Here is a 21,637-nt window from a genome sequence, read left to right as displayed (position 1 = left end):
GGCAACCTTAGTTCGAGCGTTCACCAATTGGTGCGCATTGGTACGAAAGCCTATCCATTTTCATCGCTTCATAAGAACTTATTAGAAAATGAATCCCTTTTTTAAGTAACCTATTAAATTATTGCTTCATGTTTGCCATTTGCTTGTATTTGTCCGTATGTATAGATCCCTTGATAAAAACTTTCTCGGTCTAAAATACGTTTCACTTGTACTTTCGTAAATGCTTTACCTTGAGTTGTTCGATAACCTTCATCATTTAATGCTTCTGCCAACCTAGACAGTGACCATTTTCTATGTATCTGTTTAAGCTCAAACAACCGTTTCACTACTTCTGCATGATTGTTATGTATCTTTAGTTCCTTTTCACCTTTTTGTTTCATATAGCCAAATGTTACCCTTCCCCCTGCATATCCACCTTCTTTTGCCTTTTTATTTCTTCCTTTCGTTAGCTTCAGCGCTATTTCAAGCCGTTGATATTGGTCTAATAACTCCATTAAGCCATTGACCAAAAAATCGTTTGGGTCTTTTTTGTGAATGCTGTAAAATGGCTGTTCAATGCTTTTAATATCACAGCCGTATTTCTTTAATTCTCGTTGAATCAGTACCTTGACAATATCTGACCGCCATAATCGACTTGTATTGAGCACCACCACATTATCAATTTGGACAGAAGAAAGGTGAGCCAACATCTCCTGTAAGCCCACCCTGTCTATTTCGAATGCTTCTTCATTTAGTTTTGCGCCACTAATTCCTTCGTCTCTAAAAATATGTATCAAGTTAAAATCCTGTTCTTCACAGTATGCTCTAATTTCTTCTTCTTGATATTTCAAGCTATATCCATCTCTTGCTTGCCCTTGAGTGGAGACTCGTATATACCCAACAACGTTCAACTTTTCACCCTCCCGTTACATAAATTTTAATTTTCGTAACGCTTTTTAGCGAATAGCGAGTATTATACGACCGTCTCTTGTAAAAATACAACCCAATTTTTGTCTGCCCTGTTGCTAAACTAGTAACCTTCTTACGTAACCTACCTTTTATCGCCACGAGCTTTGTCAATCTCGTTAGTTTGTCAACCATTCCATATCATAACTATTCCTGCCATGTAAAATGTCATCTCGCCTATTTCTCTTTCCTATTCATTTCCCGTAAAGTATTAAAACGATACTCCTTGATGGTACTATCTTCATGAGCTATGAATTTCACAAAGCATAGTCCAATGTTGCCCAAAGTTAACAATTTCTAAAACAAAAACAAAAGCACCTGTTGCCTAATAAGACAAACAAGTGCTTGTAGTTAATTCTAAAACATAATCCTGAATACTTCTGAACTCTTATACTAATTAAGACATTTCCACTTCAGTAATTTCCACTTTTTACCTCTTCGAACCAAAAATTGAAAATATCATCTGGTAAAAGCTCTTCGTCATTTGAATAAACTAAATCATATCTATATTTTCCTTTTAAACTATTCTGCTTCACATTATAATGTAACTTTATCTCTGTAGGCATTTCTTTTCCATATTCTTTACATTTTTCATGAATTTTTTCTAAATTTTCAAGTCCAATATCTAAAACAGCTTCTTGCCTTTGTTCAGAGGTATCATAAATCAATGCTTTCTTACCTTTTGTGCTTGTGCTATTTACTGCATCATTTAAGTTATGCTTAAAAACAAATTGACTATTTATTTTAAAAAATACGTCAAAAACATACATTTCTGGCTCATAGGAACAGTAAATGTAAATATCCTCTGCTTTATTTTCAACGTATTCTAAACAAATTGCTACCATATCTGCTTGTAATTCAGAAAAATAATCTTCAAATACTTTACTCAAGTCTATCACCCCTAATTTTTTAATTTTACTTTCTTAATAACACCATCTATATTATATTTTATTTCAAAGCTTGTCGGCCTTAATCCAGTTCCGTCATAATTGACTTTAACATTAACGGAAACCTTCTTCCCTTCTTTTATGGCTGTAGCCCATTGATTTTCTAACTTCTTGTATTTACTCAAATTCACATTACTTGATTGAGATACAAGATTATCTAAATCTGGAGAGCCCCCAAACCTATCACCAGCTAAATGTCCAGCATGGTCACCCGTTTCTTTTCCAGGCGTGTTTAATTTATGTGGTAATCTACTATCTCTTTCTGTTAATTTTAAATCATCTGCATTAAACTCTTTAAGTCTCCCCATATTGTCAGTCTCATATAAATACTCATATTCTCCTGTTTTATACTTAACATTCGGTTTCAAAGCACCATCTGTACTCATATGACTTCCGTCTCTAATAACACCATCTGGAATCTTATCTGTTTTATTACCCGTACCCTTAGAAACATCCTGAACACTCTCAACATTCCGAACCAGCTCAACCTCTTTACCCTTCTTCTCCACTCCAACAGGTTTCTCCACACGCTCCACATTCGGATTCCCCACAAATCTCCCTGTCCCTGGGTCTTGGTACCGCTTGACTTTTGGGTTGTAAATGGGCGTAATCATCTGCATCGCTTGCTGCTTCACGTTCTGCAAGGTTTCCCTTACCGTCTGCTGGGCAAGCGCTGGACCGGCTGGCGCTAGTTCAGGCATGAACCTTGGCATGGTGCTGTCTAAAATACTCGTATACGTTTTATGTAATGACTGTGTCCACGATGCGGGCGCGGTTTTGACGCTATGGTACGCTTGTTTGGTGACGTTGGCAACCGCACTTGTGCGAAGCGTATTGCGCATTTGCGTGAGCTTTTCGGTTCCTTTTGTCACCACGGCTTGACCCATATTGGCTGCGTAGCGCGTCGATAGGGCACCTGCGCCTGCAATGCCGAGCGATTGGAACAGGCTGTTTTGGCGCTGCTCTTCGGAGATCGCATTGCCGAACATGTCTTTTCCCGTTGTGAATTCGTACATGCCGTTTGCGGCGACTAGGCCGTAGAGACCTTTTTCTGCTTGTTCAAGCGCTTTAAACGATTTGGACGTTTTGTACGCATCAAGCGCATGATCAGCAGCGTTGACACCTTTGGCGGTAACATAGATGGCTTTTCCGCCTTTAGCTGCGCGACCTGCCCAGCCGACAACGGGAATGAATCCAGCCGCTGCCATTGCCCCTGCCGCTACGCGTTCCGATGTTGAAAGCTCACGTCCCGTAACGGGATCTACGCCTTCGGCTGCTCGTTTATAATCATAATATCCTGTTACCTCTCCTGTAAAGGTTGAAACCGTATCCCACGTTTTTTCATACCACTTTTTATTAGCTTCTTCAACCGCTTGGCGCTCCGCTTCTTTTTTCAGCTCGTGAACATTTTTCATTTCTTCATGATACGTCACGTAGTTCGTTGCGTACTCGCTTGCTTCTTTTTGAACTTTATACAACTCACTTGCATGATACGCTTTTTGATCAAATAAAACTGGATACGCCTGTCCGCCTTGCGTCGTAGCTCCGTGTAAGCTGTTGGTTGCAGCTTGTGTCAGCAAATAATTTGATTCCATTTGCCTATAACCTTCTAACCACTCTGCATCCAATTTTTCAACTGCTTCAACCGTTTCATCCCGCTTTTTTTCTGCTTTATCGATTGAATCGTTAAAATCTTCGGCAGAAAACGCAGACAGTGACACTAAGTCGTCCACTTTATGCAAAATCGTTTGAAGATCTTCTCGCTGCTGAGCAACGAGTTCTTTCGCTTGGCTTACGGACTGTTTAAGATCATGCTCTAAAAACGATAGGTCAACTACTGTGTTTCCTGCTAGGTTCGCGTCTTCTGCTTTTACGTACAGCGCTGAGAAATATGACTTGGTCATTTGGACTAAATCAATCCAACACTTTGCGTTATCAACTTGGTATTCATAGAACTTCTTAATGTTGTCGGCACCTTTTCCTTGAAGGCTATCATCCAGCTTAGACACGGCAGCTAGCGCTTTGTGCAGGGTCTGCAGCTGGTCTTCAAGATTTTTATACGCTTTTTCTCGTTCTTTGGAAAAGGTTGAAATGCCCTTTGCATCGTATATTTTCCCCATTTGATTCACCCTTTTTCATTATGAACGCACAATGGCTTCGTCTTGTTCTTTTAATAATTTCACGTTAGCTTTGGTGTCCTGTACGCTTTTTTCTAAGGCTGTGATGTACGTTTTTAAAAGCTTTCCCAGCTCTTCTTCCTGTGACTTCCACTCATTTGTGGTTGAAAGATTGTTATCCCCGACATCGGAGTTTCCTGGGAGCGATAATTTTTGAATGGCTGTTTCGACGTCTTCAAGCTTTTGCATGACGTCTTCATAGTTGAGCTTGATTGATGTCATTATAGCTTTCTCCTAATCTCACTAATTTTATTCTCTAAATCTGCGACTGCATCTTCCCCTTTATTTAAAAGAGATTCCGCTTCGTTTACAAGGTAGCTAACACCGCTATAAAAGCCTTTTTGAGCCTCGTACCACGTGATTTTATGGTTAATCGCATTTATATAGTCGTCATAATCGTTCGTGATAATATCGTTGATTTCGTTGTATGCTTGCTTTCTGTTATCATCAAAGTCTGTGGATATATCACCTTTCCAGTGATCTCCTAAGTCTGGTTCCTTTACTTCTTTTATTTCTACTAATGACCGTGTCTTTTCGTTTTCAATCTCTGTTTTTGCGGTTTTTAAACGCTGAATTTTCTCTTCAGCATCCGCAACGTTTCCTGAGATTGTGCTTGAAAAATTTTGAAGCATTTGTTCAAATCCCATGAGGTTCACCTCTTTACCACTTTTTCCAATATTTATAGTTTAAAAGTTGCTCTTGATTAGAGAAATAGGAAATTTTTCTCTTTTTTCCACAGTAAGACAACGGTCCCTTAAATCCGCCAAAATAATAGGTATAAAGAATCACAAATGAAAAGCCGCTCTTTAGTCAGCTCTTCTTTCTTTCCATTCCCTTTTTAGTAAGCTATACATATACAAATCATCAAATTTTCCGCACGTGTGCTCATATTCTCTCAGCAATCCTTCTTGATGAAATCCAAGCTTTTCAACAAGCTTCTGCGATGATATGTTTTCTGGTTCAATTAGGGCTTGGATGCGATGTAGCTTCCAGTTTGAAAATCCATACTCGATGACTGCTTTCATAGCTTCAGCTGCAATGCCTTGCCTCCAGTATTCCTGATGAAGCTCGTATCCAACTGACGCTCTTTCATGACTAGATTCATAATCTAAAAAACCACAGCTTCCAATTATGACGCCTTCTTCTTTTAATGTAATGCCCCATCTCATCCCGGTACCTTCATTGACTATATTTCTGTACCAGCTGAGCTCGTTTTTCACATCATCAATCGTTTGAAAAGGCTCTAACCCCATATGCTTCATTACTACAGGGTCAGATAAATACCTTAGCATATGAACGGCATCACTTTCTTTTGACTCACGGAGAGTGAGTCGCTTCGTATCCAATGTAGGTATGTTCATGTGTTTCTTCCTTTCTTAGCTAATATACTAAATCTAATTTTTTCACTTCACATTAGTAAAAAGCGAAACCAAATCCTTACATTAAGCGTATAAACTAGCACTAAGTCGTTTTCAAAAAATGAACGGAGGTGCTTTCTTGAAATTCCGATCTCATATCGACCGCTTTTTTGGTATGTTAATAACCACTTCTTTAGCAACCCTTGGCGTAGTATTTTTTCTTCCTCTTTTTTTAGACAGTGAAACAATTCTGCTTGATATTATTATTTCTATTGCATTATTTTTAGCTTGTGGAGGCGTCATGCTATGGTCTAGTTTTTTTGCGACGTATGAACTTCACTCTGATTATCTTATTGTTAAAGGGGGGGTATTTAAGATTCGTATTCCATATGAAGAAATCACAAAGATAGCCCCAACTCGTAATATTTTTACGGGATATAAAGTTCTCGCTTCAAAGGATGCTATTGAAATCTTTTATACATCTTCTCTTTTAGGAAGCGTAAAAATCTCACCGGCTAAGCGTGATCTTTTTCTTTCAGAGTTGAAAGCACGCTGCAACAGTAGCTCCTTTAAGTTTTAACGTATCTCTTTTATAAACCCAGTGCTTTTCGGCTGGTAGCCCATTTTTTGATAAAAAAGATGCGCAGCCAGCCGCTCATCTCGGTTGCCGCTATTTAATCCAATTGCCATGCAGCCTTGACTCTTCGCCCACCTTTCTGCTTCTTTGATCAACATTTTCCCGACGGCTTTTCTTCTAAATTTCTCATGAACAACAAATGCAACAATACGAGTATAAGAGCCATCGTATTCATAAAAATAGCTTTTACATAAGCCAGCCATTCCCGCTACTTCACCATCTATCTCTGCGATGAGCGTATGATAATCTGACGAAGCTTGAATAGCGGATAGCCTCACTTGCAGATCTTCAAAATTCGTTGGATAACCAAGCTGTTCCATAAGCGGAATTAGCTCTTTAACATCATGGTCTTGTAGAGATCGCACCTTCATCTTTGCACTCCCTTTTACACTATGAAATAATAAAACCAAACCCTAATAATTCCATTTTATCAAAAAAGCGGATGGGAAATAAACGTTTTTAAGAAAGGAGAATGAACGTGCGCAGTAAAGAAGAAGTAATGAATCTTATTTTGAGCTATGCGAAAAACGATGGCCGCGTACGCGCAGTTGGGATGTGTGGTTCACGTGTCAATCCCAAGGCACCTCGTGACCATTTTCAAGATTACGATATTGTTTTTATTGTATCTGAGATGGAAAGCTTCTTAAGTGACCCGACATGGGTTGACTATTTCGGAGAACGTTTTTTGACCCAAATGCCGGAACAAACAACGTTATTTCCGCCTTCATTAGGAGGAAAGTTCAGCTATCTCATGCTGTTTCAAGACTATACGCGAATTGATTTAACTCTTTGTCCGCTTTCACTTAAAGAAGACTGGAACCGTGGTGATGAAGGTATTTCAACCATATTGCTAGATAAAGATGATTTATTTAGGGCACCACAACTTCTAAGCGATAAACAGTATCATCTTCAAATGCCAACCGAAGCTAACTTTCTAGACTGTTGCAACGAATTTTGGTGGGTTTGTACGTACGTTGTCAAAGGCCTTTGCCGCAATGAATTTTTATATGCGGTAGACCATCTTACTTTTCACACACGAACAGAACTTCTTCGCATGATGTCCTGGCGCATCGGCACCGAGCGTGGCTTTACGTTTAGTTTAGGAAAAAACAATAAGTACCTGCCAAACTATCTCGAAAAGCATGAGTTTCTTGAGCTTCAAAGCACCTATGACGTATCGACGAATGAAAAGATTTGGCATGCACTCCAAGCTAGTCAAACGATGTTTATTCGCGAGTCTACGAAAGTGGCAAAAGCGCTTGATTTTCAAATCAATGAGCAGGAAGTAGCTAATAGCCTTACCTATACGCGTGAACATAAGAGAGTGTATGCGTGATGAGAACACAGGTAAACATTATTCAATGGTTTTTATAGAAAATAATTACTAAAATGATATAATAAAGCAACAAGGTGGCGGTGCTTTTTGGTGAAATATATAAAGTGGCCAGATTTACTATTTATGCTGATTCTAACTATTATTTTAGTTTTTGATTATTTTCCTAACCCAATGTTTACAAAAATCCTACCACAAGCTGCTTTTGTTTTATTCGTTAGCGTGATTGGGTTATTGTTTATACTGAGTATCATAATTAGAATCCGCTCGGAAGAAAAAATAGCTGAAGGCTTAATAGGACAACTTATTCTTACTGTCTACATTGTTGTAGTGATGACAATATTGTCGCTTTTAGGCGGTGAGTCTACTTCTGGTGTCTCTTTTAGCAACTGGATTTTCTGGGGCGTTCTCTCTCTTTCTCTGTTTGAAATTTATTCAAGATGGAAGAAAGTCAAACAAAAAGAAGCATAGGTATCGGACTTATGCTTCTTTCCTTTTATCATGCTCATCATTCTTTTCTATTACACTAGCTTATAATAAAACACCGTGGCATCCAGATTACCGTTGGCTGACAATGCATAGTTGGGAATTATCCCTGCTTTTGTGTACCCCATTGCTTGGTATAGTTCGTTTGATGGATCACCTTCTCTTGTATCTAATACAAGCAGTGAAATGCCATGCTTTTTCGCTTGGGCTTCAACTTTCTCCATTAATAAGCGGCCAATTCCTTTTCTTCGAAAACCAGGGTGCGTCATTAACTTTCCAACTTCAGCTCGGTGCTTTCCGTTTTCTTTTCTTTCTAAATATAGCTGAACGGTGCCCACTACTTTGCCTTCACTAGCTGCGATAAGCAGGACGGTATCATTTTGATTGACTCCACTCCAGTACATATTTGCTTGGTCGTTAGACAAAGGAGGCAAAAAGCCAATTGATGCCCCTCCTTCCACGCACGTCACTAAAAGCTCTGACAGATTTGATATATAGTCGGCTACGTTGTCTACTACTTGTAAATCAATCGTTTTAGTCATTCATTTTCTCTCCCAAATTATAAAGTAACATGCCCATTCACAAGGTCATGCTTTTTCATAAACGCTTCAACTTGATTATGAATATCTTCTGCATCTTTTCCAATCCACAGCAAATGTCCCCAATTATCAAGGAGGCAAAGCGTTGACGTTGGAATTGATTTTTTTGCGTGATGTGCATGCTCCAGGGAGACAGCTTGGTCGTTAAGGCTGTGCAGAATCAGAGTTGGGCTTTGGACCGTCGTCAGCAAGTGATTAAACCTCTTGGACGTATGCTGAAGATCTAAGATAAATCCTTCTCCTGAACGATAGCGATTATTCATACGCTGAAATGCTTCTAGATCTGAATCTTTCATCTCCTTCATAACCTCTTCTACAGAAAGTTTACTAAAAGACGGCACAAACTGTTTAAACATAAACTGTACGTAGCGGTTTGACAAACGAGCAACGAGCTTCCACGTCCACTTTTCAGTAAGTGGATGAAATGCCAGTTTCGCTAGCTTATAGTTGAGACTTCTTTTAGACAGCCACTCTTTTGTAATGGCACTTTGTAGAATTAAGCTATTTGTACGGTCTGGATACATTGACGCAAAGCTAATCCCGCTTGGTCCCCCTGCTGAAACTGCAATGATATGTACTTTTTTAATATGTAACTGATCTAACATCTTCCCGTAGCGGCGAGAAGCTAGTTCAAGCGTGTCGCCGAGTTCTTTTGAAGTAGCTCCGTATCCTGGCCTTGATGGTGTGATAATTGAAAAGCCGCTTTTCACAAGACGTTCATACCCTAACTCTTCACGGCAGTTCGAGTGCCCTCCGTGAAACAGCAAGATTGGAGTTCCTGTTCCAACAACTGAATACTCAAGCAGGTGCCCATCGACTTCCATATGATAAATGATTCGTTCCAACTGCTTCACCTCCATTTTCTATTCTTTACAAGATAGCCAAGAATACTAATCAATATTCGTTTATTCTTCTATTTCTCCTTTTCTGATCATCAGAAGATTGTTAAAATACCCCTATACTTCCAGATATCATTTTACACTGAAATGGTCAAATAAGTTAAACTAGAAAAAAGAAAGAAAAAATTACAATATACTGGTATATTGCTAGAAAAGGTAGGTAATGCAGCGTGTCTCACTTTGAAACAAAACTTCAGTTAAAAGCAAATCCTCCACATACATCTTTTCAACTTTTCGACTACATAACTACCCGCTCTCACTTATTTGCGATTGCTTTACACCAAGAACTTGGCTATCCTATAGAGCTTATGTGGAATCAGGAATTTAGATTTAAAGATGAAAGCGCACCAAGAGTTGTGCTTATTCATGCATACTGCGTGTTACCGAATCATCAATGGTTGGATGCAAGAGGCTACGTGACGCACAAACGAATTGTACAAGAAAAGCCACATCAGCACGCTTACTACGAACGTGTGTCTAGTAAGCAAATTGAAGAATTAACGAATCTTGGTCGACTTTGTAAAGAAGAAATGCTTGAGATTGACAGTTTAAGAAATTTTATTAAAGAGCATGTACACGTCTACTCATAAGCTATATAGGCACTTTGAAGTACCTATATCACTTTAAAGTGCGTACTTTTTATTTTATCACTCCTCCCGTATTATAAGTCGTGTATTTACTATTGGAGGTTGATAATATGATTACTCATTTACAAGATACAGTAACACTAAATAACGGCGTAAAGATGCCCGGGTTTGGTTTAGGCGTATTTAAAGTGGAAGAAGGACCTGAGTTAGTTGAAGCGGTAAAAGCTGCGATTAAAAATGGCTACCGCAGCATTGATACAGCAGCCATCTACGAAAATGAAGAAGGCGTTGGTGAAGGAATCCGACAAGGTTTAAAAGAAACTGGTCTTTCACGCGAAGAGCTATTCGTAACGTCAAAAGTATGGAATAGTGATTTAGGGTATGAAGAAACGCTTAAAGCCTACGAAACTAGTCTTCAAAAGCTGGGATTAGACTATTTAGATCTTTACCTTATTCATTGGCCCGTTGAAGGAAAATATAAGGACGCATGGCGTGCACTAGAAACGCTTTATAAAAAAGACAAAGTAAAAGCAATTGGCGTGAGCAACTTCCAAATTCATCATTTAGAAGACTTGCTACAAAATGCTGAAGTGAAGCCGGTTATCAATCAAGTTGAATATCATCCGCGCTTAACGCAAAAAGAGCTTCGTGCTTATTGTGAACAGCAAAATATTCAGCTAGAAGCTTGGTCTCCGCTTATGCAGGGCGAACTGCTTGATAACGATGTGCTGTCTGCGATTGCTGCTAAGCACAATAAATCTACAGCTCAAGTAATCTTGCGCTGGGATGTTCAAAACGGTGTTATTACGATTCCAAAATCAACAAAAGAGCACCGCATTATCCAAAATGCTGACATTTTTGATTTCGAACTAACGTCTGACGAAATGCAAGAAATTGATGCACTAAACCAAAATCATCGAGTTGGTCCAGATCCAGACAACTTTGACTTTTAAGTAAACAAAGAGGATTGATTGCTAATATATTCTCTTGAAAAGATAAAAAAGTAGATAGTAAATTGCTCACATATTCGCATACGTTTGATAGGTGCTTTTCATGGTTATATGGACATTTATTAAACTTGAAGAGACAAGACACCTATTTACTGCAATTTTTTATCGCCACACTAATTTAAAATTTTCACAGAAGCACCATAAGTAAAATATAGATTTATAACACCAAACATGCATTAGAAAGACAATTCTCTAACAATAATAAAACACCCTCATGCAAAGAATTGAATGAGGGTGTTTTATTTATTCTAAATTTGTAATAGCGTAATCAGCTTCTGCTTGTGTAAATTGCTCACCGTGTTGAGAAGTCAGTTGATCTCTTATAGCATCTGGTGACATACTCATTGTTTCCTGATAACTTTTTGCTTTCGCTAAAGCATTTTCACTAAAATTTGCTTTGACATTGTCAACTGCATATTGTGCCTCATCTTCAGTGAATTTTTCACCATGTTCCGAAATTAATTGTCCATAGATTCCTTGCTTTGACATGTTCATTGTTTCTGCATACGATTCAGCTTTTTTTAAAGCATTGGCCTTCCAGTCAAAGTCCAGGTTGTCCATTGCATATTGAGCAGATTCCTTGGAAAATTTTTCACCATATTCGGAAGTTAATTGTTCATAAATTCCTTGTTTTGACATGTTCATTGTTTTTGCATACAATTCAGCTTTTTTTAAAGCAGAATTGTATTCTGTCGGAACGTTATCTTCTGCTTTTGTGTCTTCTATCTTCGTGTCTTCTATCTTCGTATCTTCCGCCTTTAAATCTTCTGTCTTTAGATCTTCCTTTTTCTCATTTGAACCAGTTTTGTCTGATTCAGTAACAGCAGAATTATTTTCTTTTTTGTTTGTATCCGCTATATCATCATCTTTACTGTTTACACCAACAACAATAATAATAGCAATGACCCAAAACCACCATTTTTTATAAAATGGCTTTTTTATTCTTTCTTTTTTACTCACTAAAATGCCCCCTATAAAATTACTATATTTATTTTATCATAAAACCAATACTTTTTACCTATTTATTCTTTATAAATATTAAATATTTACTATTTATGTATAAACTTTTTTACATAAATAAAGAAACAGAATAGGTATATAGTAAACTCTAGCCTGTTTAAATTTAAGTAACCCTTATTAGCAATAAGAATTTGTTTGCTAAGAGGAATAATATTTTTTCATAATTTGATAATTAAATTCTTTAAATACTTTTAAATAAAACCAGAACAATTTAAATACTCTTCATTAATTAACCCCTTATACAAAGACTTGGCACACACTAAATCTATTCTCCTTTTATTACTCGCGCCTAAAATCATAAATGTCATTTGGAACGTGCAGGGAGTGACCGTTAATCTCGACCATATCTTCACTTTGCCAATGAATATCTGCACTGCTTTCTTTATAGTTCCAGTAAATGTTTTTTTCTTTCCTTCCTTTGTTAAAAACAAGCTCCCCTCGAACAGCATAGCCGGTAGTGGCTCCTCCGTCCGAGAGGTATGCTTTTAACGTATAGGTACCATCGGGTGATGTTGATTCGGTAAGATACTCTCCTTCAGGAAGACGGCTCATATCAAAGAATGTTCGATATATGCCGTATCCAAAAAGACTAATGCAACCACAGCACCCGATTAATACCCACTTCGCAAGCTTCTCTTTTGTTTTAATGACCTTTAACAACTTCCATCCTCCGCTTTAGTTCACTTTTAAAACTCCATCTTCAATGTATCTCAGTAAAATTTTTCGCTCTTCTTCAAACAGCATAAATAAATCATCCATTTTTGCTACAGGCTTCCATGCTACATCAACAATGAGGTTATCAGGATCTTGGAGCTTCTTTTCTCCACCTACTAACTGAACAGCAAAATATTTAATATGCACATCAACACCGTATGTGACCGTATCGTATTCATGGACTTGACCTAGGATTTCAACCTCGTATCCCGTCTCTTCCAAAACTTCACGAACGCAGCATTCTTCAAATGTTTCACCGCCTTCTAGCCCACCTGACGGAACAGACCATAGCTCTGGGTGATTTGGCTTCTCTTGCGCCACCATTAATAATTCGTTATTTTCATTGATGCAAATCGCTGCTGCGCCTTTCCAGTTTGACATGCAAAATCCTCCTCCATTCAGTTATAGCTTCTTCATTAACAACAGTTCATCTCGAATTGGAATTTCATCATAACCAACCAAAGGAATGCTTGGCTTTTGTTTTCTTGCTTCTTGAACTGCGTTTGGAAATAGGTAAGCTAAATGATAACCACGTCTTTGATAAAACCGAAGAGCCTTTACGTTATCATTTGTTGTAATGAGCGTTACCTTCGTGCAACCTAGGGATTTTGCTTTCTCTTCTACTGCTTTCATGAGGGCCGTTCCGTATCCGCTGTTTTCCTGCAAGCTATCTAACGAGATTATTTCACACTCTTTTTCTCGTATTTCATAGGTGACTAATCCAATGATGTTATGATGCTCATCATATAAGATAAACCCACACAGAGAGGAACAGTCATACGCACCAACAGAAGTAACCATTTTTGTACTTCCCCAATGCTTTTCTAAGAATCGACTGACTTCTTCTCTGTCTTCCATAACAACGCGGCGAATTTCCATTTTTCAACACCCCTATTCCCATTTTATACTATTGTTCTATTTTTTTACATCCCAAAAGTAAATAAATAACATCTATATTTATTCTTTCTACGACTAAAGATGTATTCCTTTTCATTCGTTGTACCGTCGCTGTTTTAACTGCATTCATCGTAAACTGACGATAAAAGGAGTGAATGAAGATGATTACCCACTATGCCAATCTCGAACTACGTACCTTATCCATTCAAGGTGTGAAGCAATTTTATGAAAAAGCACTACATTTAGAAATTACAAATGAAACAACTGACTTTATTCAGTTCAGACTAACTCCATATAGCACGCTTAGTTTCAAAGAATCCTACGAACCAATTAAGCCAGCACACTTTGCCATTCAAGTGTCCTATCAGTCGTTTACTAATGCTGTTACACTTTTAAAAGAATCTGGGGTGTTTTTGTTAGCTCAAAACGAAGAAAATCCTATTGATGAACATAATGGTCGAAAAAACGTATATTTCCGCGATTGTGACGGTCATTTACTCGAGCTAATTGCGCATGACTATATTCATGAAAATAAGTTAAAGGGGTATGGTAAGCTGAATGCGTTATATATAAGAGAAATAGGCTTTCCAGTAAAAGACGTTGGAAAGTTTCGAAGCTGGCTAAAAGAAAATTTCAACATGAAAACAGTCGAAGATAATGACTACTTTAACTTTGTGATTGGTGGAACAGCCTATGCGGTGGTTGTCTCAGAAAAGCGGCCATGGATTCCTATCGCCATGAAAGCTCTACCTCCTAACATAAAAGTAACGCTCGGTACGCCTTTTACATTAACAGATTCAAATCAATGCTTTGTATGGCATGATTATCAGCTCTCTCTGGTGCACACACCTGAGTTTCAGCACAGCATTCTGCAGGATTTACGGTTGCCACCTGTTTGCTATTAAGTGTATAATTGTAAAAATATAGAAGTTTCACAGATTAGGAGGCGCAGCATGCATACAAAAACAGATACACTTCGCTTACTCGAACAGCTGGCTCCAAATGCTTGGCCAGCTCATACAAATGAAAAACTTGGTGATTGGACGCTGCGCTACACGTTTGGCTATACAAAGCGCGCCAATAGCGTCCGTGCAGTGGGTTCACTGCCTCTTGATCCAAACTGGCTTCAAAAAGTTGAAAATTTTTATGAAAGCAAAAACGCATCATCATGTTTTCATATCTCTCAGCTTTCACCTGCACAGTTAGATGAAACACTGGCGTTAAAAGGCTATCAGAAAATCGATGAATGCTTTACGATGATGGCCGCATGTGAAGATGTGCTCCAAAACGTCAAGCTCGATATTCAGTATGATGCTGATTACTTATCCGAAGCAACTTCAGCTTGGGTTCATGAGTTTCTAACGTTAGAAGACTTTTCAAAAGATCGCTTTGACGCTTATACTCATATCTTTTCCAGCATTAATGCTCCTAAGACGTTTCTGCGCTTATCAGGCACTAATGAAACAATCGGTTTAGGATCCGTGGTAGTTGAACAAGGGTACGGATGCATCAGCAACGTAGTTGTACACGCTAAACATCGCCGAAAAGGCATTGCCAAAGAGCTGGTGAGCGCGCTCGTTCAATGTGCTCAAAGACAAGAAGCTGACTATGTTTACCTGCAGGTTGTAAAAGGTAATCAGCCAGCAGTTGATTTGTATGAAAAGCTTGGTTTTAAAGCAGTGTCTTCTCATCATTATCGTATTCTGAAGAAATAGGTGAAAAAGATGAATGAAATCGATCAATTTTGGCAGGAGTTTTGCCGGAAGAACAATCTTACGAACGTATCGTACAAAGAAGCATTTCAGTTCGGTGCATCTCCTGGTTGGCTTGCTTCCTTAGTTGTTGAAGGTAAAAAAACAGCTACCACATCCGGCTATGTTTTCTATGAACTTGAAAATGAAGAGTTACCGAAAAAAGGAGATTATTCAATTGTTTTAGACGAAAGCAATCAGCCAGTTGCCGTTATTCAAGTTCAATCGGTAGACGTTTTGCCGATGAACGAGGTATCAGAAGAATTCGCATTAGCTGAAGGTGAAGGTGACTATAACTTCTGGTGGCACGCGCACGAAGAATTTTTCACAAACGAGTTAAAGCCTTATGGAAAGACGTTTTCTCCTGATTTAATTGTGGTTTGTGAGCGTTTTGTAAACTTGACTTTAAAAAAGCCTAGCTGCTAAGTTATTAGCAGCTAGGCTTTTTGTGCCGTAATAAGGTTAGCTGACACTTTAATCTTTACATTTTTCTACTCTTACCTTTTTATAGCTTTATGAAACTTTCCCCTTTCCCACTGAGGACTATCAGACATCAAATTAACATCAACCAATAACAACTATTTATTAGAAGGTTAGGTGCCTGCGAAATTGAAGTTGTATTATACCCGACAATAAAGCTAGGTGGAATAGTTGCAGAGGCCCATCCTGTAATAAAAAATTGATTTGCAATCGTATTATTTGAACTGAAAATAGTAGTTGCCCCAACAGAACTTGAATCAATTCCAATGAGACCTTTTCCTGCGGTATTTTGAACAGTATTTCCATCCACTTCTATAAATCTAAATATATTCAAATTTGCGTTAAATAACAATACAGGTACATTTCCCTCATTAATTGTAGTGTTGTTAAGAATATACAATCCAAAATTGGAACCAACAAATTCTTCGATAACTAATAAATGCCTTAAAGTATTTGGCGAAAGAAGCTGTGTATTATTGCTTATTACCAAGTTTCCCTGAAGTGTTCCTGAACTAGCACTTACATTCGTAATAATGATAAACCTGCAACTATTATTACCTGCAGTAGATATAAAAGTATTGTTGTTAATAATACTCTGTCCTGAAGTAGAAGAAATAACAATGTAATAGTGACCATTAGGGCTTGAAGCAAGGGGCGCATAGGTAAAGCTACAGTTTGTTATTTGGAACTCAGTTGCTCTAATTGAAATCCCTAATTCACATATTGAAATTTCACAGCTGTCGACATATATTCCTGTTGCGGTCAAATTATTTATTGCAATTACCGACTCAACACTTAAAACAGATGGGAAATTTTGAACAATTGACATCTGTTGAAACACAACATTTGGAACTGTAACATTAAACATATTAGTTACGGTGTTCAGTGTAGTAATAACGGTAGTTGCCCCTATACCTTGCCCTTCAATCTTTACCGATTTGTTAACATTAATAGTGGAGGTAATTATAAAAGTCTCAGCATCAAGCAATAGTCTATCTCCATTATTAGCAGCAGCTAAAGCCGATTGGATTGTGGTAAAGGTTTGCGTTGAACCAACCGGAATCGTAGCGCCGGTTGGAGGAGGAATATCTCTAGTTGGAGGAGAAACAGGTTGAGAGAGTTTATAATAAGTATTACCTGTAAATAAGTCGATATAAATATCTCCTAAATCCCCAACATCACATGTTGGTGCTCCGACTCCTGTTAAAATTGGCGTACCTGGTGGACCTGGAATCCCTTGCGGACCGGTTTCCCCCTGTGGACCTGGAATCCCTTGCGGACCGATTTCTCCCTGTGGACCTGGAATTCCTTGCGGGCCGATTTCTCCCTGTGGACCTGGAATCCCTTGCGGACCGATTTCTCCCTGTGGACCTGGAATTCCTTGCGGGCCGATTTCTCCCTGTGGACCCGGAACCCCTTGCGGACCGATTTCTCCCTGTGGACCTGGAACCCCTTGCAGGCCGATTTCTCCCTGTGGACCCGGAACCCCTTGCGGACCGATTTCTCCCTGTGGACCTGGAACCCCTTGCAGACCGATTTCTCCCTGTGGACCTGGAACCCCTTGCGGACCGATTTCTCCCTGTGGACCTGGAATCCCTTGCGGACCGATTTCTCCCTGTGGACCCGGAACCCCTTGCGGACCGATTTCTCCCTGTGGACCTGGAACCCCTTGTGGACCGATTTCTCCCTGTGGACCTGGAACCCCTTGCAGACCGATTTCTCCCTGTGGACCTGGAACCCCTTGCGGACCGATTTCTCCCTGTGGACCTGGAATCCCTTGCGGACCGATTTCTCCCTGTGGACCCGGAACCCCTTGCGGACCGATTTCTCCCTGTGGACCTGGAACCCCTTGTGGGCCGATTTCTCCCTGTGGACCTGGAACCCCTTGCGGGCCGATTTCTCCCTGTGGACCTGGAACCCCTTGTGGGCCGATTTTTCCCTGTGGACCTGGAACCCCTTGTGGGCCGATTTTTCCCTGTGGACCTGGAATTCCTTGTGGGCCTCTTGGACCTGGAATCAAACAGCAACATGTATGGCAGTCACAACATGAGCAGCAGTACGAGCAGTAATTACTATGTTTATTTACATTTTTACTCTTTCGATTGAAATACACGAAATTATCTCCTTTCTATTTTTATAAAGTTTATATTTTTGCTAAGTTAAAAACCGTTTTCATAGTTTATTCATATACACAGGGACAGGTATGGACTTATGTTTATCTCCTTATAATAAAAACACTGTGTTTAATAACGTTGAATCATTTTATCAATTCTTTGATGAAAAAGTTTACATTATAAAAACAGCTTCGCTAAATAGCAAAGCTGTCTCCTAGTAAAACCCACTACTCTAACGGCAGTCTCGGCTTTTCATCCTGATAAATTGAATAAGTTTCTCCATACTTTTCGACATCTGTACACTTCTCATCACTACAGCCAAATAAATATGTACCTTCAGTTGTTTGAACGCTTACATTAAAATAATATGGATACCTGCCACCTTTATTTTTATCCATGCTGCTTTCTATAGCTTTAATATCTTTTGTTTTAGCAATCTCTTGATAGTCTTTACTTTCAATTGTTTTTTGAATCATTTCATTTAGAATGTTCTGTTCCTTTTCATCGGGATCATACATCCTATCAAAAGCATAATGCTTGACCAGCCAGTAAGCGTTCATTCCTAAACTAATAACCAGTAAAATCTTTACTACTTTTTTCTTCATTTTCAATCGTCCTATTCCGTTACCTTTTCTACAACATTTTTCTATCCATCAGGGCTTTCAACTACAATTAATTCGGTATTATTTATGACTACATAGCTATCAATTCATTCGTTACCATTACAGCCTGCTAGTAATATAGCAAAACAGAAGTTGATTAACAGGAGAAATTTTCTCATGCCGGTTCCTCCTATAAGTCAGAATGCATAGGTACGTTTCATTCCCATCTGTATTATTCTAACTCTAAGCTCATCACAACACGTTCTTCATTCAATTCAAACTCGTTTTTTTGAAAAAAAGCAGCTGGCTTTCGGTGACCTTTTTCAGTAGATAAATAGATTTGTGTTACTGCTTGCTGCTTTACCTGTACTTTTAGAAATTCTAATAAGGTTGTCCCAATACCGCTAATTTGAGCATCGGTATCCACACAAATTTCGTTAAGATAAAAATGCTTATTGTTTATCCATTGTTCTTCATTTCCCACGATAAAGCCTAGAAGCGGACCATTTTCTTCTTCAAAATAACCAATTCCTAGATAGCCAGGCGTTAAGCTAATATCCATTAACCGCTTATAAGAGCTTTGAAGCGTCCATGGTTCATTCCAAGGTTCCTCGTTAAATACACGCGCAAACAGCTTAGCTGCAGGCTTTAAATCTTTTATAGTAAGCTTTCGAATTGGTTGGTTCATTGTACACGTCCTCTCTTCTTTCTTATTGTGAAATGAGGTTATAATGTCTAAGGGCAAACTCCACGCCATCTTCATCTGATTTTTTCGTCACAAAATCAGCTATTTCCTTTAAGCGTTGACTACCATTTTCCATCGCAACACCAACACCTACAGTTTCAAGCATATCAATATCATTGTCACCATCCCCAAAAGCCATCGCCTCAGAAGGGTGTATTTTAAAGTACTCTAACACTTTTACAATCGCCTGCGACTTTGATACGTCTGTTTCCAATACGTTTACCACATATGGGTGCCAGCGGCAAAACGTATAGTGAGGAAACCTCATCTTATATTGATCCACCACTTCGTCTGTTCCAAACAGACAAAGTAAATAGATTTCTTCTTCGTAAATGGAAGGATGAGTGTCTGGATAGGTTTGAAGCGACAAGGTTTCGAATAAAGCAGCTAAAACACCCTCTTCCTGTACTCCGTTCATGTGAAAGCCTTTCGTGTAAAAAGATAGAGCATGTTGTTTGGAATCTGAGAATTCTACAAGCTCTTTTACGTTGGACTTGCTCATACTCACTTTATGTATAACTTCATTCTGATAAGTCACGTAACCACCATTTGCAGTAATAAACACATCAATACCTAACTCTTTTAATTCTTCGCACATAGAGAGTGGGCGTCCAGTAGCTGCTACAATAATAATGCCGAGATTTCTTAATAAACTGATGGCACGCTTTGTACTCTCAGGTATTTCGCCGCTCTTGTGATGCGTTAGCGTACCATCAACGTCGAAAAAAATGATTTTGCAGCTCATATTTCCATTTCCTTTCTTTTAGTTCCATTTTAATCCATATACGCATTTAAAAAAAGCAAATAATAGAAAAAGCACCAAAACCCTGTTGGTTCTAGTGCTTAGCTTACAATTATGAGAAGTGACGATCAATCGTCTCATCAATTTGAGTAAAGATTTTTTTGTAGCCTTCCTTATCTAAATAGCCGATACTTCCGAATAATAAATGATCAACAGGCTCAATTCCTGTAAAATCAAAAATCCCTACATCTGACGTGATTTTTAATCCTGCCGTCATGCCTATCTCATCATAAACAGCGCTTGGTGTTCCGTGGGTATTAATGATAAGACCTTTCTTTCCAGCTAGTAGCTTAGTAATACCTTCTTCACCAGTAGCATATGCAAAGCCGTACGCAAAAACACGGTCTACATACCCTTTAATAATAGCCGGAAGGCCTGCCCACCAGATTGGATAGATAAACGTAATAACGTCTGCTTGTGTAATATACTCTTGTTCTACTTTAATATCTTGAGGAGTGTTCCCTGCCTTCATTGCTTCCATATCTTCTTCTGTAAATACAGGTTGAAAGTTCAGCGCATATAAATCTCGAACAACCACCTCATGATTGTTTTTTTCTAAAGCTTTAACCGTCGCTTCCAATAAAGAGTGATTTAAGCTTTCTTGATGTGGATGTGCATAAATAATTAAATGTTTCATGTTTTCTTCCTCCCATGTTTTTTTTATATTTAAATTCAAGCGATAATTTCATATTATAGGGATAGAGGAATTCTGAAAAGTAGTCACTTTTTTATGACCTAGTCGTAAAAAAGTGACCTTTAAGAAAAGAAAGAGAGTTGTCTTATATGGCCCAAAGAGAAAATTGCCCCGTAACTCAAACCCACAATATTATCGCCGGAAAGTGGAAAATTATTATTCTGTGGCATTTAAGCACAAAAACCATTCGCTTTAATGAATTTCAGCGGCTGCTTCCTGGCATCTCCAAAGGAACGCTTTCCAATCAGCTTCGCGAGCTTGAAAAGGATGGTATGATTCACAGGGAAGTATACAATGAAGTACCACCTAAAGTAGAATACTCCCTCACTTTTTTAGGCGAAAGTTTTGTACCTATTCTTCAAAGCATGGGGGATTGGAGCAAGAAACATTTGCAGTAACCTGCTGAATAGCTTCTGTATAAGAAGTTATTCAACAGGTTACTTTTTTCTTTTATTATCTTCATATAAATTAAAAATCAACAAATGTAAGCGTTATCTTATAAAAATACGTGTCATCAATACACAAACTCATGAATATCTTTATATTAAAATACAATTAGGAGGCCTGATTGATTTGTTAATGTTAGAAACTGCTAAGCAAATCGTAAAACACGTATACCCGTTTGTCTGTGTAAACCGCCACGATATTTTTAAAGGAGACGTTACTTCCTTGCAGCTCTCAAAATATTTAGACCTTCACCCTGCCCACGTACCATACGTTACCACAACAATCATTTATTTACTTGAAGCAGACGGCTATGTGTCAAAACCGCTGGTGGAATACGGAGGTATTCGCAAATGTTTACATTAAAAGAAAAGGCGTACTAAGCTGATTAAGCTT

Annotated in this window: 28 protein-coding genes; 10 read left to right on the top strand and 18 right to left on the bottom strand. The window is 38.6% G+C overall.

The window, feature by feature from the left end; genetic code table 11:
- Positions 1–113: 113 nt before the first annotated feature.
- From V2145_RS08380 to V2145_RS08355, 6 genes are all read right to left on the bottom strand, one after another.
- Positions 114–890, bottom strand: coding sequence for a recombinase family protein (locus tag V2145_RS08380; RefSeq protein ID WP_311857968.1), 777 nt, complete (start codon positions 888–890; stop codon positions 114–116).
- Positions 891–1,358: 468 nt separating this feature from the next.
- Entirely contained in the window at positions 1,359–1,835 is a 477-nt protein-coding gene (locus V2145_RS08375; protein ID WP_311857965.1) for a DUF600 domain-containing protein, read from the bottom strand.
- A gap of 11 nt (positions 1,836–1,846) precedes the next feature.
- Positions 1,847–4,012, bottom strand: coding sequence for a T7SS effector LXG polymorphic toxin (locus V2145_RS08370; protein ID WP_330987543.1), 2,166 nt, complete (start codon positions 4,010–4,012; stop codon positions 1,847–1,849).
- A gap of 18 nt (positions 4,013–4,030) precedes the next feature.
- On the bottom strand, positions 4,031–4,291 hold the full coding sequence (locus tag V2145_RS08365; RefSeq protein WP_094910186.1) for a DUF5344 family protein: 261 nt from the start codon (positions 4,289–4,291) through the stop codon (positions 4,031–4,033).
- Positions 4,291–4,716: a YwqH-like family protein gene (locus V2145_RS08360; protein ID WP_131887733.1), complete on the bottom strand. Its 426-nt coding sequence runs from the start codon at positions 4,714–4,716 to the stop codon at positions 4,291–4,293. The genes V2145_RS08365 and V2145_RS08360 overlap by 1 nt, the downstream gene beginning before the upstream one ends.
- 159 nt (positions 4,717–4,875) lie before the next feature.
- The gene (locus V2145_RS08355; RefSeq protein WP_131887734.1) at positions 4,876–5,430 is read right to left on the bottom strand and encodes a GNAT family N-acetyltransferase; all 555 of its coding nucleotides are present in this window, start codon (positions 5,428–5,430) and stop codon (positions 4,876–4,878) included.
- Between the two features lie 136 nt (positions 5,431–5,566).
- Between V2145_RS08355 and V2145_RS08350 the strand changes: the two genes are divergently transcribed.
- Positions 5,567–6,007 carry a PH domain-containing protein gene (locus V2145_RS08350; RefSeq protein ID WP_094910189.1) on the top strand — a complete coding sequence of 147 codons (441 nt, stop codon included), beginning with the start codon at positions 5,567–5,569 and terminating at the stop codon, positions 6,005–6,007.
- Here the strand turns inward: V2145_RS08350 and V2145_RS08345 are convergent.
- Positions 6,004–6,435 carry a GNAT family N-acetyltransferase gene (locus V2145_RS08345; RefSeq protein ID WP_062686879.1) on the bottom strand — a complete coding sequence of 144 codons (432 nt, stop codon included), beginning with the start codon at positions 6,433–6,435 and terminating at the stop codon, positions 6,004–6,006. The genes V2145_RS08350 and V2145_RS08345 overlap by 4 nt on opposite strands.
- A 107-nt stretch (positions 6,436–6,542) precedes the next feature.
- Between V2145_RS08345 and V2145_RS08340 the strand changes: the two genes are divergently transcribed.
- Both V2145_RS08340 and V2145_RS08335 read left to right on the top strand, forming a co-directional pair.
- Positions 6,543–7,400 (top strand): aminoglycoside 6-adenylyltransferase, encoded by an 858-nt coding sequence (locus V2145_RS08340; protein ID WP_157803607.1) that lies wholly within the window; start codon positions 6,543–6,545, stop codon positions 7,398–7,400.
- Between the two features lie 87 nt (positions 7,401–7,487).
- Positions 7,488–7,868: a hypothetical protein gene (locus V2145_RS08335; RefSeq protein ID WP_025907991.1), complete on the top strand. Its 381-nt coding sequence runs from the start codon at positions 7,488–7,490 to the stop codon at positions 7,866–7,868.
- 50 nt (positions 7,869–7,918) lie between these two features.
- Here V2145_RS08335 and V2145_RS08330 read toward each other — a convergent pair whose 3' ends face one another.
- Entirely contained in the window at positions 7,919–8,425 is a 507-nt protein-coding gene (locus V2145_RS08330; RefSeq protein ID WP_025907992.1) for a GNAT family N-acetyltransferase, read from the bottom strand.
- Positions 8,426–8,442: 17 nt separating this feature from the next.
- A complete protein-coding gene (locus V2145_RS08325; RefSeq protein WP_094910191.1) occupies positions 8,443–9,327 on the bottom strand; it encodes an alpha/beta fold hydrolase in 885 nt (294 codons plus the stop codon).
- Positions 9,328–9,551: 224 nt separating this feature from the next.
- Here V2145_RS08325 and V2145_RS08320 point away from each other — a divergent pair, with 224 nt between their 5' ends.
- Entirely contained in the window at positions 9,552–9,971 is a 420-nt protein-coding gene (locus V2145_RS08320; RefSeq protein WP_094910192.1) for a hypothetical protein, read from the top strand.
- 107 nt (positions 9,972–10,078) lie between these two features.
- Positions 10,079–10,921: an aldo/keto reductase gene (locus V2145_RS08315; RefSeq protein ID WP_131887737.1), complete on the top strand. Its 843-nt coding sequence runs from the start codon at positions 10,079–10,081 to the stop codon at positions 10,919–10,921.
- A gap of 300 nt (positions 10,922–11,221) precedes the next feature.
- Here V2145_RS08315 and V2145_RS08310 read toward each other — a convergent pair whose 3' ends face one another.
- The 4 genes from V2145_RS08310 to V2145_RS08295 form a co-directional block, all read right to left on the bottom strand.
- Complete coding sequence (locus V2145_RS08310) at positions 11,222–11,938, bottom strand: Ltp family lipoprotein (protein ID WP_330987542.1); 717 nt, start codon at positions 11,936–11,938, stop codon at positions 11,222–11,224.
- 339 nt (positions 11,939–12,277) lie between these two features.
- Positions 12,278–12,658: a DUF5412 domain-containing protein gene (locus tag V2145_RS08305; protein WP_094910194.1), complete on the bottom strand. Its 381-nt coding sequence runs from the start codon at positions 12,656–12,658 to the stop codon at positions 12,278–12,280.
- A 15-nt stretch (positions 12,659–12,673) separates the two neighbouring features.
- Positions 12,674–13,093 carry an NUDIX hydrolase gene (locus tag V2145_RS08300; protein WP_025907998.1) on the bottom strand — a complete coding sequence of 140 codons (420 nt, stop codon included), beginning with the start codon at positions 13,091–13,093 and terminating at the stop codon, positions 12,674–12,676.
- A 21-nt stretch (positions 13,094–13,114) separates the two neighbouring features.
- Entirely contained in the window at positions 13,115–13,591 is a 477-nt protein-coding gene (locus V2145_RS08295) for a GNAT family N-acetyltransferase (protein ID WP_131887739.1), read from the bottom strand.
- 179 nt (positions 13,592–13,770) lie between these two features.
- Here V2145_RS08295 and V2145_RS08290 point away from each other — a divergent pair, with 179 nt between their 5' ends.
- Genes V2145_RS08290 through V2145_RS08280 form a run of 3 tightly spaced genes read left to right on the top strand, consistent with a single transcriptional unit; the run spans position 13,771 to position 15,786 of the window.
- Entirely contained in the window at positions 13,771–14,514 is a 744-nt protein-coding gene (locus V2145_RS08290; protein ID WP_094910196.1) for a VOC family protein, read from the top strand.
- Positions 14,515–14,562: 48 nt separating this feature from the next.
- A complete protein-coding gene (locus V2145_RS08285; RefSeq protein ID WP_330987541.1) occupies positions 14,563–15,324 on the top strand; it encodes a GNAT family N-acetyltransferase in 762 nt (253 codons plus the stop codon).
- 9 nt (positions 15,325–15,333) lie between these two features.
- Positions 15,334–15,786, top strand: coding sequence for an ASCH domain-containing protein (locus V2145_RS08280; RefSeq protein WP_311857945.1), 453 nt, complete (start codon positions 15,334–15,336; stop codon positions 15,784–15,786).
- Between the two features lie 127 nt (positions 15,787–15,913).
- On the opposite strand, the gene V2145_RS08275 is transcribed toward V2145_RS08280, so the two are convergent.
- The 5 genes from V2145_RS08275 to V2145_RS08255 all read right to left on the bottom strand — a co-directional run bounded on the left by V2145_RS08275 (position 15,914) and on the right by V2145_RS08255 (position 20,740).
- Positions 15,914–17,953, bottom strand: coding sequence for a collagen-like protein (locus V2145_RS08275; RefSeq protein WP_330987539.1), 2,040 nt, complete (start codon positions 17,951–17,953; stop codon positions 15,914–15,916).
- A 228-nt stretch (positions 17,954–18,181) separates the two neighbouring features.
- Positions 18,182–18,559, bottom strand: coding sequence for a hypothetical protein (locus V2145_RS08270; protein ID WP_094910199.1), 378 nt, complete (start codon positions 18,557–18,559; stop codon positions 18,182–18,184).
- Between the two features lie 229 nt (positions 18,560–18,788).
- A complete protein-coding gene (locus V2145_RS08265; RefSeq protein WP_311857940.1) occupies positions 18,789–19,244 on the bottom strand; it encodes a GNAT family N-acetyltransferase in 456 nt (151 codons plus the stop codon).
- 22 nt (positions 19,245–19,266) lie between these two features.
- Positions 19,267–20,046 (bottom strand): Cof-type HAD-IIB family hydrolase, encoded by a 780-nt coding sequence (locus tag V2145_RS08260; RefSeq protein ID WP_330987538.1) that lies wholly within the window; start codon positions 20,044–20,046, stop codon positions 19,267–19,269.
- Between the two features lie 109 nt (positions 20,047–20,155).
- Positions 20,156–20,740: an NAD(P)H-dependent oxidoreductase gene (locus tag V2145_RS08255; protein WP_094910202.1), complete on the bottom strand. Its 585-nt coding sequence runs from the start codon at positions 20,738–20,740 to the stop codon at positions 20,156–20,158.
- A gap of 146 nt (positions 20,741–20,886) precedes the next feature.
- Between V2145_RS08255 and V2145_RS08250 the strand changes: the two genes are divergently transcribed.
- Together V2145_RS08250 and V2145_RS08245 are read left to right on the top strand one after the other, a co-directional pair.
- On the top strand, positions 20,887–21,195 hold the full coding sequence (locus V2145_RS08250) for a winged helix-turn-helix transcriptional regulator (RefSeq protein ID WP_210607968.1): 309 nt from the start codon (positions 20,887–20,889) through the stop codon (positions 21,193–21,195).
- Between the two features lie 181 nt (positions 21,196–21,376).
- The gene (locus V2145_RS08245) at positions 21,377–21,607 is read left to right on the top strand and encodes a hypothetical protein (protein ID WP_247600339.1); all 231 of its coding nucleotides are present in this window, start codon (positions 21,377–21,379) and stop codon (positions 21,605–21,607) included.
- The last annotated feature ends 30 nt before the right edge of the window (positions 21,608–21,637 follow it).

It is taken from the genome of Priestia sp. GS2, assembly GCF_036409025.1.
GTDB lineage: Bacteria > Bacillota > Bacilli > Bacillales > Bacillaceae_H > Priestia > Priestia aryabhattai_A.
The sequence above is the reverse complement of the archived record's forward strand: the minus strand, read 5'-3'. Positions and strand labels throughout refer to the sequence as shown.

Excerpts from the sequence above, each read along its gene's own strand:
- V2145_RS08370 (WP_330987543.1), bottom strand. The coding sequence starts at position 4,012 with ATGGGGAAAATATACGATGCAAAGGGCATTTCAACCTTTTCCAAAGAA.
- V2145_RS08365 (WP_094910186.1), bottom strand. The coding sequence starts at position 4,291 with ATGACATCAATCAAGCTCAACTATGAAGACGTCATGCAAAAGCTTGAA.
- V2145_RS08360 (WP_131887733.1), bottom strand. The coding sequence starts at position 4,716 with ATGGGATTTGAACAAATGCTTCAAAATTTTTCAAGCACAATCTCAGGA.
- V2145_RS08355 (WP_131887734.1), bottom strand. The coding sequence starts at position 5,430 with ATGAACATACCTACATTGGATACGAAGCGACTCACTCTCCGTGAGTCA.
- V2145_RS08345 (WP_062686879.1), bottom strand. The coding sequence starts at position 6,435 with ATGAAGGTGCGATCTCTACAAGACCATGATGTTAAAGAGCTAATTCCG.
- V2145_RS08330 (WP_025907992.1), bottom strand. The coding sequence starts at position 8,425 with ATGACTAAAACGATTGATTTACAAGTAGTAGACAACGTAGCCGACTAT.
- V2145_RS08315 (WP_131887737.1), top strand. The coding sequence starts at position 10,079 with ATGATTACTCATTTACAAGATACAGTAACACTAAATAACGGCGTAAAG.
- V2145_RS08300 (WP_025907998.1), bottom strand. The coding sequence starts at position 13,093 with ATGTCAAACTGGAAAGGCGCAGCAGCGATTTGCATCAATGAAAATAAC.
- V2145_RS08295 (WP_131887739.1), bottom strand. The coding sequence starts at position 13,591 with ATGGAAATTCGCCGCGTTGTTATGGAAGACAGAGAAGAAGTCAGTCGA.
- V2145_RS08290 (WP_094910196.1), top strand. The coding sequence starts at position 13,771 with ATGATTACCCACTATGCCAATCTCGAACTACGTACCTTATCCATTCAA.
- V2145_RS08285 (WP_330987541.1), top strand. The coding sequence starts at position 14,563 with ATGCATACAAAAACAGATACACTTCGCTTACTCGAACAGCTGGCTCCA.
- V2145_RS08280 (WP_311857945.1), top strand. The coding sequence starts at position 15,334 with ATGAATGAAATCGATCAATTTTGGCAGGAGTTTTGCCGGAAGAACAAT.
- V2145_RS08270 (WP_094910199.1), bottom strand. The coding sequence starts at position 18,559 with ATGAAGAAAAAAGTAGTAAAGATTTTACTGGTTATTAGTTTAGGAATG.
- V2145_RS08265 (WP_311857940.1), bottom strand. The coding sequence starts at position 19,244 with ATGAACCAACCAATTCGAAAGCTTACTATAAAAGATTTAAAGCCTGCA.
- V2145_RS08260 (WP_330987538.1), bottom strand. The coding sequence starts at position 20,046 with ATGAGCTGCAAAATCATTTTTTTCGACGTTGATGGTACGCTAACGCAT.
- V2145_RS08255 (WP_094910202.1), bottom strand. The coding sequence starts at position 20,740 with ATGAAACATTTAATTATTTATGCACATCCACATCAAGAAAGCTTAAAT.
- V2145_RS08250 (WP_210607968.1), top strand. The coding sequence starts at position 20,887 with ATGGCCCAAAGAGAAAATTGCCCCGTAACTCAAACCCACAATATTATC.
- V2145_RS08245 (WP_247600339.1), top strand. The coding sequence starts at position 21,377 with ATGTTAGAAACTGCTAAGCAAATCGTAAAACACGTATACCCGTTTGTC.